Origin of the sequence: Spirillospora sp. NPDC049024, assembly GCF_040649235.1 — a bacterium.
Lineage (GTDB): Bacteria > Actinomycetota > Actinomycetes > Streptosporangiales > Streptosporangiaceae > Spirillospora.
The window spans coordinates 70382-84336 of sequence record NZ_JBEZFD010000006.1 but is presented as its reverse complement, the minus strand read 5'-3'; the positions used below and the strand labels follow the sequence as shown (position 1 = coordinate 84336).

Below are 13955 nucleotides of genomic sequence, written 5' to 3'. Positions count from 1 at the left end.
GGTTCCGGCGGGCCGCCCCGGGCGCGAGGCCCGTGGGCGGCCCGCCGGAGCGGACTACTTCTCCAGCTCCTTGGCCTTCTTCTCGACATCCTCGATGCCGCCGCACATGAAGAACGCCTGCTCGGGGAGGTGGTCGTACTTGCCCTCGGCGAGCGCCTTGAACGAGGCGATCGTCTCGTCCTTCGGCACCGTCTCACCGGGCTGGCCGGTGAACTGCTCGGCCACGTACATCGGGTGCGACAGGAAGCGCTCGATGCGCCGCGCCCGCTGGACGGTGACCTTGTCCTCCTCGGAGAGCTCGTCGATACCGAGGATCGCGATGATGTCCTGCAGCTCCTTGTACTTCTGCAGGATCCGGATCACTTCCTGGGCGACCTCGTAGTGCTCGTTCCCCAGGATCTGCGGGTCCATGATCCGCGAGGTGGAGTCGAGCGGGTCCACCGCCGGGAAGATCCCCTTCTCGGAGATGCTCCGCGACAGCGTCGTGGTGGCGTCCAGGTGCGCGAACGTGGTGTGCGGCGCCGGGTCGGTGATGTCGTCGGCGGGCACGTAGATCGCCTGCATCGAGGTGATCGAGTTACCGCGCGTCGAGGTGATCCGCTCCTGGAGCACGCCCATCTCGTCGGCCAGCGTCGGCTGGTACCCCACCGCGGAGGGCATGCGCCCGAGCAGCGTGGAGACCTCCGAACCGGCCTGCGTGAACCGGAAGATGTTGTCGATGAACAGCAGCACGTCCTGGTTCTGGACGTCGCGGAAGTACTCCGCCATCGTCAGCGCGGACAGCGCCACCCGCAGCCGGGTGCCCGGCGGCTCGTCCATCTGGCCGAACACCATCGCGGTGTCCTTGAGGACGTCCGCCTCGGCCATCTCCACCCAGAGGTCGTTGCCCTCACGGGTGCGCTCGCCGACGCCGGCGAACACCGAGGTGCCGCCGAAGTTGCGGGCGACACGGCGGATCATCTCCTGGATGAGGACCGTCTTGCCCACACCCGCGCCGCCGAACAGGCCGATCTTGCCGCCCTTGACGTACGGGCACAGCAGGTCGATGACCTTGATGCCGGTCTCCAGCATCTCCGTCTTCGACTCGAGCTGGTCGAATGCCGGAGCGCGGCGGTGGATGCCCCACCGCTCGTTGATCTCCAGCGAGGCGGTCGGGACGTCCAGCGCGTCGCCGAGGGCGTTCCACACGTGGCCCTTGGTGATGTCGCCGACCGGCACCGCGATCGACTTGCCCGAGTCGGTCACCGGAGCGCCGCGGACGAGGCCGTCCGTCGGCTGCATCGAGATGGCCCTGACCATGTTGTCGCCGAGGTGCTGGGCGACCTCGAACGTCAGGGTCTTGGTCTCGTCGCCCAGGGTGACCTGCGCGTTGAGGGCGTTGTAAATGTCCGGGATGGCGTCGGCGGGGAACTCCACGTCGACGACCGGGCCGATGACCCGGGCGACGCGCCCGGTCGCGGTCGCCGTCTCTACCTGAGCAGTCATTCTCACTCCCCGCCAGACTCGGCGAGCGCGTCAGCGCCACCGACGATCTCGCTGATTTCCTGGGTGATCGCGGCCTGCCGCGCCTGGTTCATCTGGCGCGTGTAGACCCCGAGCAGTTCGTTGGCATTGTCGGTCGCCGACTTCATGGCCCGCCGGACGGACGCCTGGAAGGACGCCGCCGACTGCAGCAGCATGTGGAAGATGCGGCTCTCGATGTAGTTCGGCAGGAGCAGGTCGAGCGCGGCCTTGGCGGACGGCTCGAACTCGTACGCCGGCGGGACCTTGGAGGACTCGGCCTCCTCGATCTCCAGCGGCATCAGCCGGGTGACCCGGACGGCCTGGGTCAGCATCGAGACGAACTCGGTGTAGACCACGTGGATCTCCCCGACCCCGCCCTCGGCGTCGGTCTTGAGGAAGTCCGCCGCCAGCCGCCGCCCGATCTCCTCGGCGTTGCCGAAGTGGGGGCGGTCGCTGAACCCGCTCCAGGTCTCGGCGACGTCCCGGCCCCGGAACCGGTACCAGGTGATGCCCTTGTTGCCGACGACGTAGGGGACCGGCTCGCGGCCCTGGTCCCGCAGCGCCCTGATCAACGACTCCGCCTCGCGGATGACGTTGGCGTTGTAGGCGCCGCAGAACCCGCGGTCACTGGTGATGACCAGCACGGCGCTGCGGTTGTCGGCCGGCTGCTCGTTCAGCAGCGGATGGTCGATCCCCACGTTGTGGCTCACCAGCGCGGTCAGGGCCTGCGTGATCTGGTCGGCGTACGGCTTGGAGGCCGCCACCGCCTGCTGGGCCTTGACGATCCGCGACGTGGCGATCATCTCCTGGGCACGAGTGATCTTGGCGGTCGACTTGACCGTCTTGATCTTCTGCCGGAGTTGACGAAGCTGTGCGGCCATGGCCGTCAGTCCTTCTTGACGCGGGTGATCGTCTCCTGCTTGACGTCCTCTTCGTCGAGCGCCTCGACGTGCTCCTCGGCGAGCAGCTCGCCCTCGCTCGTCTGGAAGCCCCTCTTGAACTCCGTGATGGCGTTCTTGAGGGCGGTGAGGCCGTCGTCGGACAGCTTGCCGGTCTCCCGGATGGAGGTCAGCAGGCCGCCCTCCTCGCGCTCCATGTAGTCGAGGAACTCGCGCTCGAAGCGGCGGATGTCGGCCACCGGGACGTCGTCCAGCTCGCCGGAGGTGCCCGCCCACACGGACACGACCTCCTGCTCGACCGGGAACGGGCTGCCCTGCGGCTGCTTCAGCAGCTCGACCAGCCGGGCGCCGCGCTCCAGCTGCGCGCGCGACGCGGCGTCCAGGTCGGACGCGAACGCGGCGAACGCCTCCAGGTCGCGGAACTGCGACAGCGCGAGGCGCAGCGTGCCGGCGACCGTCTTCATCGCCTTGATCTGCGCGTCGCCGCCGACCCGGGAGACCGAGATGCCGACGTTGATCGCCGGCCGGACGCCCTGGTTGAACAGGTCCGTCTCCAGGAAGCACTGCCCGTCGGTGATCGAGATGACGTTCGTCGGGATGTAGGCCGACACGTCGTTGCCCTTGGTCTCGATGATCGGCAGACCCGTCATCGAACCGCCGCCCATGTCGTCCGACAGCTTCGCGCAGCGCTCCAGCAGGCGCGAGTGCAGGTAGAAGACGTCACCGGGGTACGCCTCGCGGCCCGGCGGGCGGCGCAGCAGCAGCGACACCGCGCGGTAGGCCTCGGCCTGCTTCGACAGGTCGTCGAAGATGATCAGGACGTGCTTGCCCTGGTACATCCAGTGCTGGCCGATCGCGGACCCGGTGTAGGGGGCGATGTACTTGTAGCCCGCGGGCTCGGAGGCGGGAGCCGCCACGATCGTGGTGTACTCCAGCGCGCCGGCCTCCTCGAGGGAGCGCCGCACGTTGGCGATCGTGGAGCCCTTCTGGCCGATGGCGACGTAGACGCAGCGGACCTGCTTCTTCTCGTCGCCCGACTCCCAGTTCTCCTTCTGGTTGATGATGGTGTCCACGGCGACCGTCGTCTTGCCGGTCTGCCGGTCACCGATGATGAGCTGCCGCTGGCCGCGGCCGATCGGCGTCATCGCGTCGATGGCCTTGATGCCGGTCTGCAGCGGCTCGCTCACCGACTGCCGCTGCACGACCGTGGGGGCCTGCAGCTCGAGCGCGCGGCGCTCGGTCGTCTCGATCGGGCCCTTGCCGTCCAGGGGGTTGCCCAGCGCGTCCACGACGCGGCCAAGGAAGCCGTCGCCGACGGGGACCGAGAGGACCTCCCCGGTCCGGCGGACCTTCTGGCCCTCTTCGATCTTGCTGAAGTCGCCAAGGACAACGGCGCCGATCTCACGCACGTCCAGGTTCAGAGCCAGGCCACGGGTACCGTCCTCGAACTCAAGGAGTTCGTTCGCCATCGCGGAGGGCAGGCCCTCGACGTGGGCGATACCGTCGCCGGAATCGACGACGGTGCCGACCTCTTCGCGCGCGGCGGCCTCGGGCTCGTACGACTGGACGAAGCGCTCCAGCGCGTTCCGGATCTCATCCGGACGGATCGTCAGCTCCGCCATGATTCCTCTCTTGCTCCCTATGGGGTCAGCCAACCGGCGGGTCAGCCGGTGCCGAGCCGCCGGCGGACGTCGTCCAGCCGTCCGGCGATCGTGCCGTCGATGATCTCGTCCCCGATCTGGACCGACAGGCCGCCGATCGCGGTGGGGTCGAGCTCGATGTTCAGGTGTACTTCGTGCCCGTAGGCGGCGGCGAGCACCGCGGCGAGCCGCGTCCGCTGCTCCGCCGACAGCGGGACCGGCGTGCGGACCAGGGCCACCAGCCGCTGCCGACGCTGGGCGACGAGCCTGCCGTACTCGGCGAGCCCACCTTCCAGGCTACGTCCTCGCGGGCGCAGCACTAGCTCGGTGACGAGCGTCAGCGTCGCGTCGGTGACCTTGCCCTCCACCAGCGCGTTGACCAGGCCGAGCTTGTTCTCGCCCGGCAGGCCCGGGTTGGCGAGGGCGCCGCGCAGGTCCGGCTCCCCCTCGACGACCCGGGAGAAGCGGAACAGCTCGTCCTCCAGGTCGTCGATCCTCCCGTCCGCCTCGGCGCGGGCGGACTCGGCGGTGACCGCGAGGATCTCCACCGCGTCCGTCAGCTCCGACGGCGTCGACCAGCGCAGCCGGACGACGTCGGCGACCAGCCCGAGAGCGGCCGGCGACACCTTGCCCTCCAGCAGGATCTGGACGAGCTGCGCCTTCTCGGCACCGTCCCGCGACGGGTCGGAGACCGCCCGCCGCAGGCCGTGCTCGCGGTCGATCAGGTGCAGCACCGCGAACAGGTCGCCGCCGAGCCGCGCCAGGTCGGCGGAGGGGATCACGGCCTCCAGCCGCTCCTTGGCCTCGGCCAGCGACGCCCTGCTCACCGCTCCCGTGATGGTCATGATGTGATCTGCTCCTGGGTGCGAGCGCGTTCCTCGAGCTCCTCGAGGAACCGGTCGACGACCCGGCTCTGCCGCGCGCTGTCCTCAAGGGACTCGCCCACGACGCGTCCGGCGAGCTCGACCGACATGGCGCCGATCTCGGCGCGGAGCGACTGCAGCGCCTGCTGCCGCTCGGCCTCGATCTGGGCCTTGGCGTTCTCGACGATGCGGCGCGCCTCGACCTGGGCCTGCTCCTTGGCCTGGGCGATGATCTGCGCGCCCTGTTCCTCGGCCTTGCGCCGCTCGTTGGACGCCTCGAGCGCGGCCGCCTTCTGCTGGGCCTTGTACTGCTCGAGGACCTGCTGAGCCTCCTTCTGCGCCTCCTCGGCCCGGACGAGACCGCCCTCGATCGCCTCGGTCCGCTCCTCCAGCGTCTTCTGGATGCGCGGCGTGAGGATCTTGCCGAGGAAGATCAGGACGACCAGGAACGAGAAGATGCCGACGACCAGCTCGAACGGGTGCGGAATGAGAGGGTTGTTGCTCTCCGCCGCCAGGACGGAAGCTGCTGTGATCATGTCTGCAGCCCTTCCTCAGGTTCGGACGGCGCTCAGATGTTCTTGAAGATGAACGGCGCGACCAGGCCGATCAGGGCGAGCGCCTCGGTAAGGACGAAGCCCAGCAGCATGTTGGTGCGGATGACACCGGTCAGCTCGGGCTGGCGGGCGATGGCGTTCACGCCCTGGCCGAAGATGATGCCGACGCCGATGCCCGGGCCGATCGCCGCGAGGCCGTAACCGATCGAGGTGACGTTACCGCTGAGGGCAGCGAGGTCTCCCATGTTCTTTCCCTTTTCTGTCGGCCGGCGGGAGCTCCGCCGGTCTGGGCTTACGAGGTTGTCCGATGGGGTCCGCGGAGCCGGGGGCGTCGCGTGCCCCGCGGTCTCAGTGGTCGGCTTCCAGGCCGCTCTGGATGTACATGGCGGCCAGCATGGTGAACAGGAACGCCTGCAGGAACTGGATCAGCAGTTCCAGCGCCGTCATGGCGATGGTGACGAGCACGCCGATGATGCCGACACCGAACCCCGCGACCGTGGGCTTCTCGAAGATGAACCAGAAGCCGACCAGGCTGAAGAACGCCAGGATCGTGTGGCCCGCGAACATGTTGGCGAAGAGCCGGACCGCGTGGGTGAACGGGGCCAGGACGAAGGTCGAGAGGTACTCGATCGGCACCAGCAGGATGTAGACCGGCCACGGCAGGCCGCTGGGGATCATGTTGGTGAAGTACCGGATCCCCTGGTGCCGCAGGCCGAGGTAGACCTTGAGGATGTAGACGAAGAGCGCCAGCACGATCGGGAACGCGATGTGCGAGGCGATCGGGAACTGGATGACCGGGACGACCGCGAAGATGTTCCAGATCCAGATCAGGAAGAACATCGACATCAGCAGCGGCATCCACTGGTCGGTCTTCTTGCCGAGGAACGGGCGGGCGATCTCGTCCCGCACGAACATGTAGCCGACCTCACCGAGGTTCTGCACGCCCCGCGGCACGAGCTTCGGCTTGGCGAAGGCGCTCCAGAAGAAGACGCAGACCACCAGCGACCCGACGACCGCGAAGACGACGGGCTTGGTGAGCCAAGCGGGGCCGCCGGCGAACAGGGGCGGGAAGTCGAACAGCTCCGGGCCGGGGGCCTGGAACTCATCTCCGCCGGAGGCGAGGACCGTCAGCGCGTTCACGCGGCGTTCCCTTCATCAATGTGGTGATGTTTCACGAAGGCTTCCTCGGCGGCGGGGCCGCTCAGGAGGAGTCGCGACCGAACTTCACGTAGACCAGGTAGACGGCGAGCACAACGCCGATGACCAGGCCGACCGGGATCAGCCAGTCCTGGTGCGTCCACTTGGACAGCAGCCACCCGAGACCGCCCCAGATGAGCATCCCGGAGAGGAGGTAGCTGGGCACGGACCAAGCGGCGTCGGCGAATTCCCGCTGGCCGTCCTCCGGCCGGCGTTTCTGCTCGCTCATCGCGCTCCGGACGATAGCAGGCCATGCCTGCGGTGGTCATATTGGAGTAGTCCGTCATGAGGGCCGGCACCGTCCGCGGGCGCATCATCACGGACTCCGGTCCAGGACGTTCTCGGGGTCGTCAATGTAGGGCCTCCGCTGCAGGACGACTCGGAACTCGGCTCCGATCCAGAGCAGCGCGAGCCCGATGACCGTCCAGCCGAAGACCTGCGTGTCGAAGATCGACACGCCGTCGATGGCCGTGACCAGCACCATCACCGCGAGGATCTTCACCGCGTAGCTGGCGAGGGCGGCCAGCATCATGGTCTGCGCCGACAGCCGGGAGGCCCAGGAGAGCACCAGGGCGCTGACCGAGAAGAAGGCGACCACCACGACGGAGGCCAGTGCCGCCGCGAGGGCGCCCTTGGCGCCGGCGGTCAGCAGGCCGATCACCACGGCGCCCACCCCGACGACCGACGTCGGGATCGCGGCGCCGCGGAGCATCCGGGCGTCGGAGGTATGCATGAGGGCTCCGGCTGGTCACGGTAAGTGTTCGTCGCTTGTTCGTGAAAGGTATCACAAGCGTCCGGAATGTCCACAATTACCCTAGAGGTAATGCGATCCGGCGCTCGCGGCGCTACTCCGCGCAACACCCGCACCAGGGACTGTAGCCGAGCCCGCACCGTGCCCAGGCACGTCCACGCCCCCGAGCATCGGCCGGTTTCGTCTACGTGCACCTCGCCCACCTGCATCGGAGACGAACCGGCAGACCCGCTCGAGACCCTCCGACGACGCCGCGGCGACGCGCGTCCGCTTCCGTGGAAGGCGGCTCAACCGGGCCCCGCGTACGCGGATCTCGACAGGAGGAGGCTTCATGCCCCAGGTAAAGACCAGGAGACTGGCCGTCGCGGCGATGGCCGCGGGCACGATCGCTGCCATCGGCACCGGGACCTCGGCTTCCGCCTCGGCAGCGACGCCGGACATGCCGGCTCCGCGGGCCGCGGCGGCCGCCCCGGCCCACGCCGCGCCGACCGCCACGGCCAGTACGACCTGCCGCAACGCCAAGAGCAAGATCACCGGATCGACCGTGACCGCCCGCATCTGCTGGAGCGGCAAGAAGGTGTGGGTCACCGGCGTCATGTACGACACCAAGGGCGACCACCGCTCGGCCTGCGTCAAGGTGCACTACGTCAAGAACGTGACCCGAACGACGATGCGCGCCTGCATCAAGAACAGTAAGCCCGGCAAGAGCCAGAAGTGGAGCGACTACCAGGCCAAGGCGAGCCGGTACTACATCAAAGCCTGCACGCGGAACACAATGAAGACCTCGTGCGACGGCAGGTGGAGGTGAGCCTCACGAGCAGTCTGACCCCGGTGTGACCCCGGCCCGGCGCCCTTGCCGGGCGCCGGGCCCGACGCTCATCGAGCACGGGTCAGACGGGCATCGACGGCTGCTCGGCGGGCTGGTCGCCGGCGCCCGGGGCGGCCTTCGCCCGGGCGGCCTTGCGGCGGCCGGGGATGCGGAACATCAGCACCACGCCCGCGACCGCCACCAGCAGGGTGACGCCGAGGGTGATCCAGGCGGCGTCGAACAGCGCGAGGCCGACCAGCCCGGAGGCCAGCAGCCCGACCCAGAAGTACATGATCAGCACGGCGCGGCGGGTGGAGTGGCCGAGCTGCAGCAACCGGTGGTGCAGGTGTTGCTTGTCCGGCGAGAAAGGCGACCGGCCCTGGTTGGTGCGCCGCCACACCGCGAGCAGCATGTCCATGAACGGCACCGCCGCGACCGCCGGGATCAGCAGCACCGGGACGAAGAACGGGAACAGCCCGTTGGCGAGGATGGCCGGGTCGAACTGCCCGGTCAGCATGATGGTGGAGGCGCTGAGCAGCAGCCCGATCAGCATCGAGCCGGTGTCCCCCATGAAGATCTTCGCCGGGCTGAAGTTGTGCGGCAGGAAACCCGCGCACATGCCGAACAGCACCGCGGCGATGAGGGTCGCGGCGGTCAGCGTGGTCAGCCCGTTCGTCCGCGACAGCAGGTAGGCGTACGAGAACAGCGCCAGCGCGGCGATCCCGACGACGCCGGCGGCGAGGCCGTCAAGGCCGTCGATGAAGTTGACCGCGTTGATCGTGGCGACCACGACGAAGACGGTCAGCGGCACCCCGTAGGCGGGCGGCAGCGACAGCGAGTCGCCGGTCGGCAGCGGGATCACGTAGATCTGGATGCCCTGCATGATGAAGATCCCGGCGGCCGCGACCTGCCCGGCGAACTTGGTGAGCGGGTCGACCTCCCAGCGGTCGTCGACGATGCCGATCAGCACGATCAGCCCGCCCGACAGCAGCAGCGCCTTGCTGACGCTGATCCCGCCGTCGCCGAGGACCTTGCGCATCTCCGGCAGCCCCGTCGCGACCACCAGCGCGGCCACCATCCCGCCGAACATCGCGAGGCCGCCCAGCCGGGGCGTCGGGATCACGTGCACGTCGCGGTCGCGGGGGACGGCCTGGGCGCCGAACCACACGGCGAACCGGCGCACCGAGGGGGTCAGCAGGTAGGCGACGAGAGCGGCGACAAGGATCGTCAGCAGGTACTCCCGCACTCCCCTGCGCCTCCCTTCGCCGGTCGACCATGCCTACGTGCCCCGTCCTGGGCGGAGTTCACCTGGGTAGACGACCCGCCGGGACGATCGGTTCACGTCGAGACCGACCAACTGTAGTCCTCCCGGGCGGTGGTCCGCGGCATATCGGGCGGTACGGGTGTCGTGGACGCACACGATCCCGGCGCCGACGATCATGAGCGCCAGCCCGGCGAGGCACCGGTCGCCCAGCGAGAACGCCCACGGGCCTAGCGCCGCGACGTCGTCCCCGGCGTCCGCGACGACGAGCAGCGCCCCGGCGGCGAGCAGGCCGGCGCCGATCCGCCGCCGGGGCGCCGGACGGCGCGCCAGCAGGGGCACGGCGGCGACCGCGAGGGCCAGCACGGCGGTGCCCGTCCAGCCGCCCGTCCACCGCGGCGGGACGTACCGCGGCGGCGGGACGGCGATCGCGTGCTTGGGCAGCCGGACCCGGATCCGCATCCCCTCGTGCGGGGCGAGCGCGTTCTGGACGAAGTCGATGGCGTAGGGGCCGTCGCGGTCGCGCAGGCACCGGGTCGTCATGCCGGGCGCGCCCGCCCGGCAGGTCGCGTGCCGCAGCGGCACGGGCGCCTGGACCCGGACGGCCGCGTTCCCGATCGGCACGTCCCAGCTCGTCCCGATCGCGTCCCACATCAGCTCGTCGTGGTCGGCGCGGGGGGTGAACGCGCGGCGCACCTCGTACTCGATCACGTACGCCTGGCGGCCGCGGACCTCGCGGTGCCGGTCGCCGACGCTGATCTGCACGTCGTGCAGGAAGCGGGCCGTGCGGACGCGGGCCGGGGCGCCGGTGGACGAGCTGCTGCTGACGTTGCCCACCTCGTAGAGGCGGTCGCCGCGGCGGAACGGCACGTGCCGGACGATCCCGTGCTCCCCCGCCTGGTCGAAGTCGTAGGTGATCGTCTCCCGCACGTACAGCACGCCGTCGGCGCCGATCGTGAGGACGACGTCGAAGACCGGGATGCTCTCGCCGCGGAAGGCCGGCTCGGGGGGCGGCACGCCCGCCGACCCCCCGGGCGCGGGGTCGCCGCCCGTCGGCCCCGCGGCGTGGGCGGCCGGCGCGAGTGCGAGGCAGAACAGCACGAGAGACGCCGGCACCAGGCAGCGCAGCACGAGGCGGCGCAGCACCAGACAGGGCAGTACGAGACAGGGCAGCACGAGGGACGGCAGCACCCCCGCGATGGTCGCGGGGCCCCGGACACGGCCACGCACGTCAGGCATGCTTCCACCGTTGCCGTGATCGTGTCGCCGTAACGGCCCCGGTACGCCCCGCAGGGTGACGCTTGTCTCCCGGCACGGCGATCAGCGGCCCCTTGGACGCGTCCAGCGCCGGATCGGTTCGCCCCGGCGCCTGATTCGTCCTGCCCTGGTCAGTTGCGCGCACCTGCGGAAAATCACTGGTAGAGGGCTGCTAAGTTATCGCTCGCTAACCCCCAAACCGAGCCTGGAGGGACCTATGCGGCGATTCGCTGCAGTAGCCCTGACCGCCGGCACCCTGATGGCCGGCATGGCCGCTGTCGGTGCCCCCGCCGAAGCCGCCGCCACCGGCAGCTGGAGGCCGTACAACTCCTACAGCCACGTGGCCGCCTGGGGCTCCTACAAGCGGGCCAGCGGCAACACCTACGTCACCGGCTACCTGGCCGACGACAAGAAGAACGGCTGGACCGCCTGCGTGCGCTTCAAGTTCACCGAGGGCTCCAAGGTGTACTGGTCGCGCTTCAAGATCATTGGTGTGGCGCCCGACGGCACGCGCTACAACTTCGACGGCAACGCGAAGGTCAAGATCAGCGTGAAGTCGACCTACGGCAGCCACATGTGGGTCCAGGAGTGCGGCCGGAACAAGAAGACCGGCAAGTACTACTACGGCAAGGGCAGGAAGATCTTCTGATCCGCGGCTCTTCCGCCTGACGACACAGGCCCCGCCCGGCCCGGCGGGGCCTTTGCGCTTTCCGGGGCCGGCCTCGCCGCCGACCCCGTGCTCACCAGTCCAGGTCGTAGAAGCCCTCTCCGACTTCGAACCTGGACGCTCCTTCCGGCTTACCGAGATCCACCAGTCCGATGTCGGTCAGCAGATATCGTCCTGAAGGGTCGCCCTTCAATATGGGGGTCCCCGCGAAGAAGGAACTCTTCCGCCTGATCGACGTCAGCACCCTGCCGTCGTCGGCCGAGAGTTCCAGCACGGTGGAACCGCTCCCGGAATTCGTGTCGGCGGGTTCGCCGGATCCGGTGGCGGCGGATCCGACAGACGATTCGGTCACGAAGACCCGCCGACCGTCCCCGGAGACGGCCACGCCGTCGAACGCTCGCGGCGAAGGGATCCTGCGGAGCAGGCGCCCCGACGTCACGCGCCCGCCCTCGCCGCCGGCCTGCAACGAGCGCAGTTCTTGGATCGCCGTGCCGACACCCGTGTACCGCAGCCGAACGAAGAACAGGCGATCACCCAGCCCCGACCAGGCGAGCCGCTGGTCGGCGGCATCATCCGACTCCCGCCACTCTTTCCGCGCTCCGGTCGCCGCATCGAGGATCCCTACGCGTGCGCCCGTGCCCACCCCCTCCGGCTTCGGTTTCGGCGCGCACGACTCGACGCTGTAGGCCAGCCGGCGGCCATCGGCGCTGACGGCGAGTGAACCGCTCCCGACGGGAGCGCCGGCGATGGCCGGACCCGGCATCACACGATTTTCGACGATCTTCCCGCGGTCGTTGAGCGAGAGCCGGCGGATGGTGCTCACGCACGGCCCGCGTCCGCGTCGTTTCGCGAACGCGAAAAGCGTCCGGCCGTCTCCGGCGGCCGCCAGGTCGAGGAAGTTCGTTCCCTTGGGGGCGGCCTTCGCGTCCAGCAGGCGGCCGGTGCGGGACTCGCGGACCTCGACGCGGGAGGGGTCCCCGCCGCCGGCCAGGTAGCTGGCGAAGTAGAAGCGGGGCATCGTCGGGACCTTCTGGAGGCGCCGGTCGGGCTCCATCATCTTCCGGACGCCGACGATCCCGGCGGCCAGGGCGAGGACGGCCAGCACCGCGCAGACCGGGACCACCCACCGCCGCAGCGGGGCGGGGCGGGGCGCCTGAGCCCGGCGCTCGGGGAAGGGCCGCGGCGTGTCCGCGTCGACCATGCCGGCCGAGGCGTTCAGCGCGTCGCGCAGGCGGTCCTCCAGGCCGCTCATGGCACCTCCTCCCCCAGCTCCCTGGCCAGGGCGGCGAGCGCTCTGGCCATCGTGGACCGTACCGTCGCCGGCCGGATGCCCATGGCCGCAGAGACCTCATCGTCGCTGAGGTCGAGGTAGTAGCGCAGGACGACCGCTTCGCGTTGGCGGCGCGGCAGGCGCTGGAGGGCCCGCATGACCTCCCGGCGGTCCTCGCCGAGCATCGCCGCGGACTCGGCCGACCAGACCGGCGGCTCGTACGGCTCGGTGTGCCGCCACATCGTCCTGCGGCGGCGCAGGACCATTCGGCAGCCGTTCAGCACCGCGGCGCGGACGTAGGCGAGCAGCTTCCCCTCGTCGTCCAGCCGAGGGGACCTGTCCTGTAAGCGCAGGAAGACGTCCTGCACCACGTCCTCGGCGGTGGCCTCGTCCCCGACCAGCAGGACCGCCATCCGCACGAGACGGAGCTGATGCTCCTCATACAGCGCGACGAGATCGCGGGTCCGGGGGGTGACCACGGGGCGCGATACTAGCCAAGATCTCGCGCCGTTCCCGGCACGGACACGCGGGACCTGACGGCCGGTAAGGGGCACCGGTCACACGAACGCTCGCCGTTCCACAAGGCTCCGGAAACCGGGGCTGGGCTCGATCCCCAACTCCTCGACGAGAAGCCCCTGGTAGCGCGTGTAGACCCGCCAGGCGGCCACGTGGTCGCCTCGCATCAGGTGCGCGGCGGCCGTGATCCGGTGCGGAGCCTCGGCCAACCGGTCGGCCCGGGCGGCCAGCTCCGCCAGCTCGATCGCCGCCGCGACGTCCCCGTTCGCCAGGGCCTGCTCGGCGAGCCGTTCCAGGGCCAGCAGCCGCAGCCGGTCCCAGCGGTCCCGCGCCGAGCGCACGTCCTCGTCCGGCCAGGAGGGGAGGAGTTCGCTGCCCAGCAGCCGCACGTCCGCCGAACCCACGGCCGGCGAGCCTCCCCCCGCGACCTGGCGGGCCAGGCCTTCGGCCCGGTGCAGGTCGACGTCCACGGCCGAGACGAGCGCGACATGGGCGGACGTCACGGCCAGGATCCGCGCCCCCGTGTCCCGCCGGACCCGCCACAGCGCCTGCCTCAGCCGCTTGCCCGCCTCGGCCGGCGGCGTATCCGGCCACAGCCTCCCGTGCAGCGACTCCCGGGCGAGACCGCCCGGCTCCAGCGCCACGGTGACGAGCAGGCGGCACAGCGCCTGGGACAGGGAGACCTCCCGTCCGCCCAGCACGCAGCGGAAGGACGGAAGCAGACGGAGCCCGGCGTCATCATTCCGATCATCATGCATACCCTGTTGAT

The 13955-nt window shown here is 69.9% G+C and carries 16 protein-coding genes; 2 read left to right on the top strand and 14 right to left on the bottom strand.

Features of this window, described 5'->3' with window-relative positions; all coding sequences use genetic code 11:
* Nucleotides 1–54: 54 nt before the first annotated feature.
* The 9 genes from atpD to AB0C21_RS12745 all read right to left on the bottom strand — a co-directional run bounded on the left by atpD (nucleotide 55) and on the right by AB0C21_RS12745 (nucleotide 7389).
* Nucleotides 55–1485: a F0F1 ATP synthase subunit beta gene (gene atpD, locus AB0C21_RS12785; protein WP_500204167.1), complete on the bottom strand. Its 1431-nt coding sequence runs from the start codon at nucleotides 1483–1485 to the stop codon at nucleotides 55–57.
* Nucleotides 1486–1487: 2 nt separating this feature from the next.
* Entirely contained in the window at nucleotides 1488–2384 is an 897-nt protein-coding gene (locus AB0C21_RS12780; RefSeq protein WP_500204166.1) for a F0F1 ATP synthase subunit gamma, read from the bottom strand.
* Nucleotides 2385–2389: 5 nt separating this feature from the next.
* Nucleotides 2390–4024 (bottom strand): F0F1 ATP synthase subunit alpha, encoded by a 1635-nt coding sequence (gene atpA / locus AB0C21_RS12775; protein WP_500204165.1) that lies wholly within the window; start codon nucleotides 4022–4024, stop codon nucleotides 2390–2392.
* 41 nt (nucleotides 4025–4065) lie between these two features.
* Entirely contained in the window at nucleotides 4066–4887 is an 822-nt protein-coding gene (locus tag AB0C21_RS12770) for a F0F1 ATP synthase subunit delta (RefSeq protein ID WP_149259395.1), read from the bottom strand.
* On the bottom strand, nucleotides 4884–5441 hold the full coding sequence (locus AB0C21_RS12765) for a F0F1 ATP synthase subunit B (protein WP_149259394.1): 558 nt from the start codon (nucleotides 5439–5441) through the stop codon (nucleotides 4884–4886). The genes AB0C21_RS12770 and AB0C21_RS12765 overlap by 4 nt, the downstream gene beginning before the upstream one ends.
* A gap of 32 nt (nucleotides 5442–5473) precedes the next feature.
* Entirely contained in the window at nucleotides 5474–5704 is a 231-nt protein-coding gene (gene atpE, locus AB0C21_RS12760) for an ATP synthase F0 subunit C (protein ID WP_179846409.1), read from the bottom strand.
* A gap of 103 nt (nucleotides 5705–5807) precedes the next feature.
* Complete coding sequence (gene atpB / locus AB0C21_RS12755) at nucleotides 5808–6599, bottom strand: F0F1 ATP synthase subunit A (RefSeq protein ID WP_500204164.1); 792 nt, start codon at nucleotides 6597–6599, stop codon at nucleotides 5808–5810.
* A gap of 61 nt (nucleotides 6600–6660) precedes the next feature.
* Nucleotides 6661–6885 (bottom strand): hypothetical protein, encoded by a 225-nt coding sequence (locus AB0C21_RS12750; RefSeq protein ID WP_500204163.1) that lies wholly within the window; start codon nucleotides 6883–6885, stop codon nucleotides 6661–6663.
* Nucleotides 6886–6972: 87 nt separating this feature from the next.
* The gene (locus tag AB0C21_RS12745) at nucleotides 6973–7389 is read right to left on the bottom strand and encodes a Cg1360 family ATP-synthase-associated protein (RefSeq protein ID WP_149259390.1); all 417 of its coding nucleotides are present in this window, start codon (nucleotides 7387–7389) and stop codon (nucleotides 6973–6975) included.
* 349 nt (nucleotides 7390–7738) lie between these two features.
* Between AB0C21_RS12745 and AB0C21_RS12740 the strand changes: the two genes are divergently transcribed.
* The gene (locus AB0C21_RS12740) at nucleotides 7739–8215 is read left to right on the top strand and encodes a hypothetical protein (RefSeq protein ID WP_500204162.1); all 477 of its coding nucleotides are present in this window, start codon (nucleotides 7739–7741) and stop codon (nucleotides 8213–8215) included.
* A gap of 82 nt (nucleotides 8216–8297) precedes the next feature.
* Here AB0C21_RS12740 and AB0C21_RS12735 read toward each other — a convergent pair whose 3' ends face one another.
* Entirely contained in the window at nucleotides 8298–9461 is a 1164-nt protein-coding gene (locus AB0C21_RS12735) for an MraY family glycosyltransferase (protein WP_500204161.1), read from the bottom strand.
* A 33-nt stretch (nucleotides 9462–9494) separates the two neighbouring features.
* A complete protein-coding gene (locus AB0C21_RS12730; protein WP_500204160.1) occupies nucleotides 9495–10715 on the bottom strand; it encodes a DUF2207 domain-containing protein in 1221 nt (406 codons plus the stop codon).
* A 286-nt stretch (nucleotides 10716–11001) separates the two neighbouring features.
* Here AB0C21_RS12730 and AB0C21_RS12725 point away from each other — a divergent pair, with 286 nt between their 5' ends.
* A complete protein-coding gene (locus AB0C21_RS12725) occupies nucleotides 11002–11382 on the top strand; it encodes a hypothetical protein (protein ID WP_500204159.1) in 381 nt (126 codons plus the stop codon).
* Between the two features lie 91 nt (nucleotides 11383–11473).
* Here the strand turns inward: AB0C21_RS12725 and AB0C21_RS12720 are convergent, their stop codons facing one another.
* The 3 genes from AB0C21_RS12720 to AB0C21_RS12710 form a co-directional block, all read right to left on the bottom strand.
* A complete protein-coding gene (locus tag AB0C21_RS12720; RefSeq protein ID WP_500204158.1) occupies nucleotides 11474–12652 on the bottom strand; it encodes a hypothetical protein in 1179 nt (392 codons plus the stop codon).
* Nucleotides 12649–13149 carry an RNA polymerase sigma factor gene (locus AB0C21_RS12715; protein ID WP_500204157.1) on the bottom strand — a complete coding sequence of 167 codons (501 nt, stop codon included), beginning with the start codon at nucleotides 13147–13149 and terminating at the stop codon, nucleotides 12649–12651. Before AB0C21_RS12715 ends, AB0C21_RS12720 begins: the two co-directional genes overlap by 4 nt.
* Nucleotides 13150–13227: 78 nt before the next feature.
* Nucleotides 13228–13944 (bottom strand): AfsR/SARP family transcriptional regulator, encoded by a 717-nt coding sequence (locus tag AB0C21_RS12710; protein WP_500204156.1) that lies wholly within the window; start codon nucleotides 13942–13944, stop codon nucleotides 13228–13230.
* Between the last annotated feature and the right edge of the window lie 11 nt (nucleotides 13945–13955).

Bases quoted from the DNA above. Each gene is read 5' to 3' on its own strand.
- atpD (WP_500204167.1), bottom strand. From the start codon at position 1,485: ATGACTGCTCAGGTAGAGACGGCGACCGCGACCGGGCGCGTCGCCCGG.
- AB0C21_RS12780 (WP_500204166.1), bottom strand. From the start codon at position 2,384: ATGGCCGCACAGCTTCGTCAACTCCGGCAGAAGATCAAGACGGTCAAG.
- atpA (WP_500204165.1), bottom strand. From the start codon at position 4,024: ATGGCGGAGCTGACGATCCGTCCGGATGAGATCCGGAACGCGCTGGAG.
- AB0C21_RS12770 (WP_149259395.1), bottom strand. From the start codon at position 4,887: ATGACCATCACGGGAGCGGTGAGCAGGGCGTCGCTGGCCGAGGCCAAG.
- AB0C21_RS12765 (WP_149259394.1), bottom strand. From the start codon at position 5,441: ATGATCACAGCAGCTTCCGTCCTGGCGGCGGAGAGCAACAACCCTCTC.
- atpE (WP_179846409.1), bottom strand. From the start codon at position 5,704: ATGGGAGACCTCGCTGCCCTCAGCGGTAACGTCACCTCGATCGGTTAC.
- AB0C21_RS12750 (WP_500204163.1), bottom strand. From the start codon at position 6,885: ATGAGCGAGCAGAAACGCCGGCCGGAGGACGGCCAGCGGGAATTCGCC.
- AB0C21_RS12745 (WP_149259390.1), bottom strand. From the start codon at position 7,389: ATGCATACCTCCGACGCCCGGATGCTCCGCGGCGCCGCGATCCCGACG.
- AB0C21_RS12740 (WP_500204162.1), top strand. From the start codon at position 7,739: ATGCCCCAGGTAAAGACCAGGAGACTGGCCGTCGCGGCGATGGCCGCG.
- AB0C21_RS12730 (WP_500204160.1), bottom strand. From the start codon at position 10,715: ATGCCTGACGTGCGTGGCCGTGTCCGGGGCCCCGCGACCATCGCGGGG.
- AB0C21_RS12725 (WP_500204159.1), top strand. From the start codon at position 11,002: ATGGCCGCTGTCGGTGCCCCCGCCGAAGCCGCCGCCACCGGCAGCTGG.
- AB0C21_RS12720 (WP_500204158.1), bottom strand. From the start codon at position 12,652: ATGAGCGGCCTGGAGGACCGCCTGCGCGACGCGCTGAACGCCTCGGCC.
- AB0C21_RS12710 (WP_500204156.1), bottom strand. From the start codon at position 13,944: ATGCATGATGATCGGAATGATGACGCCGGGCTCCGTCTGCTTCCGTCC.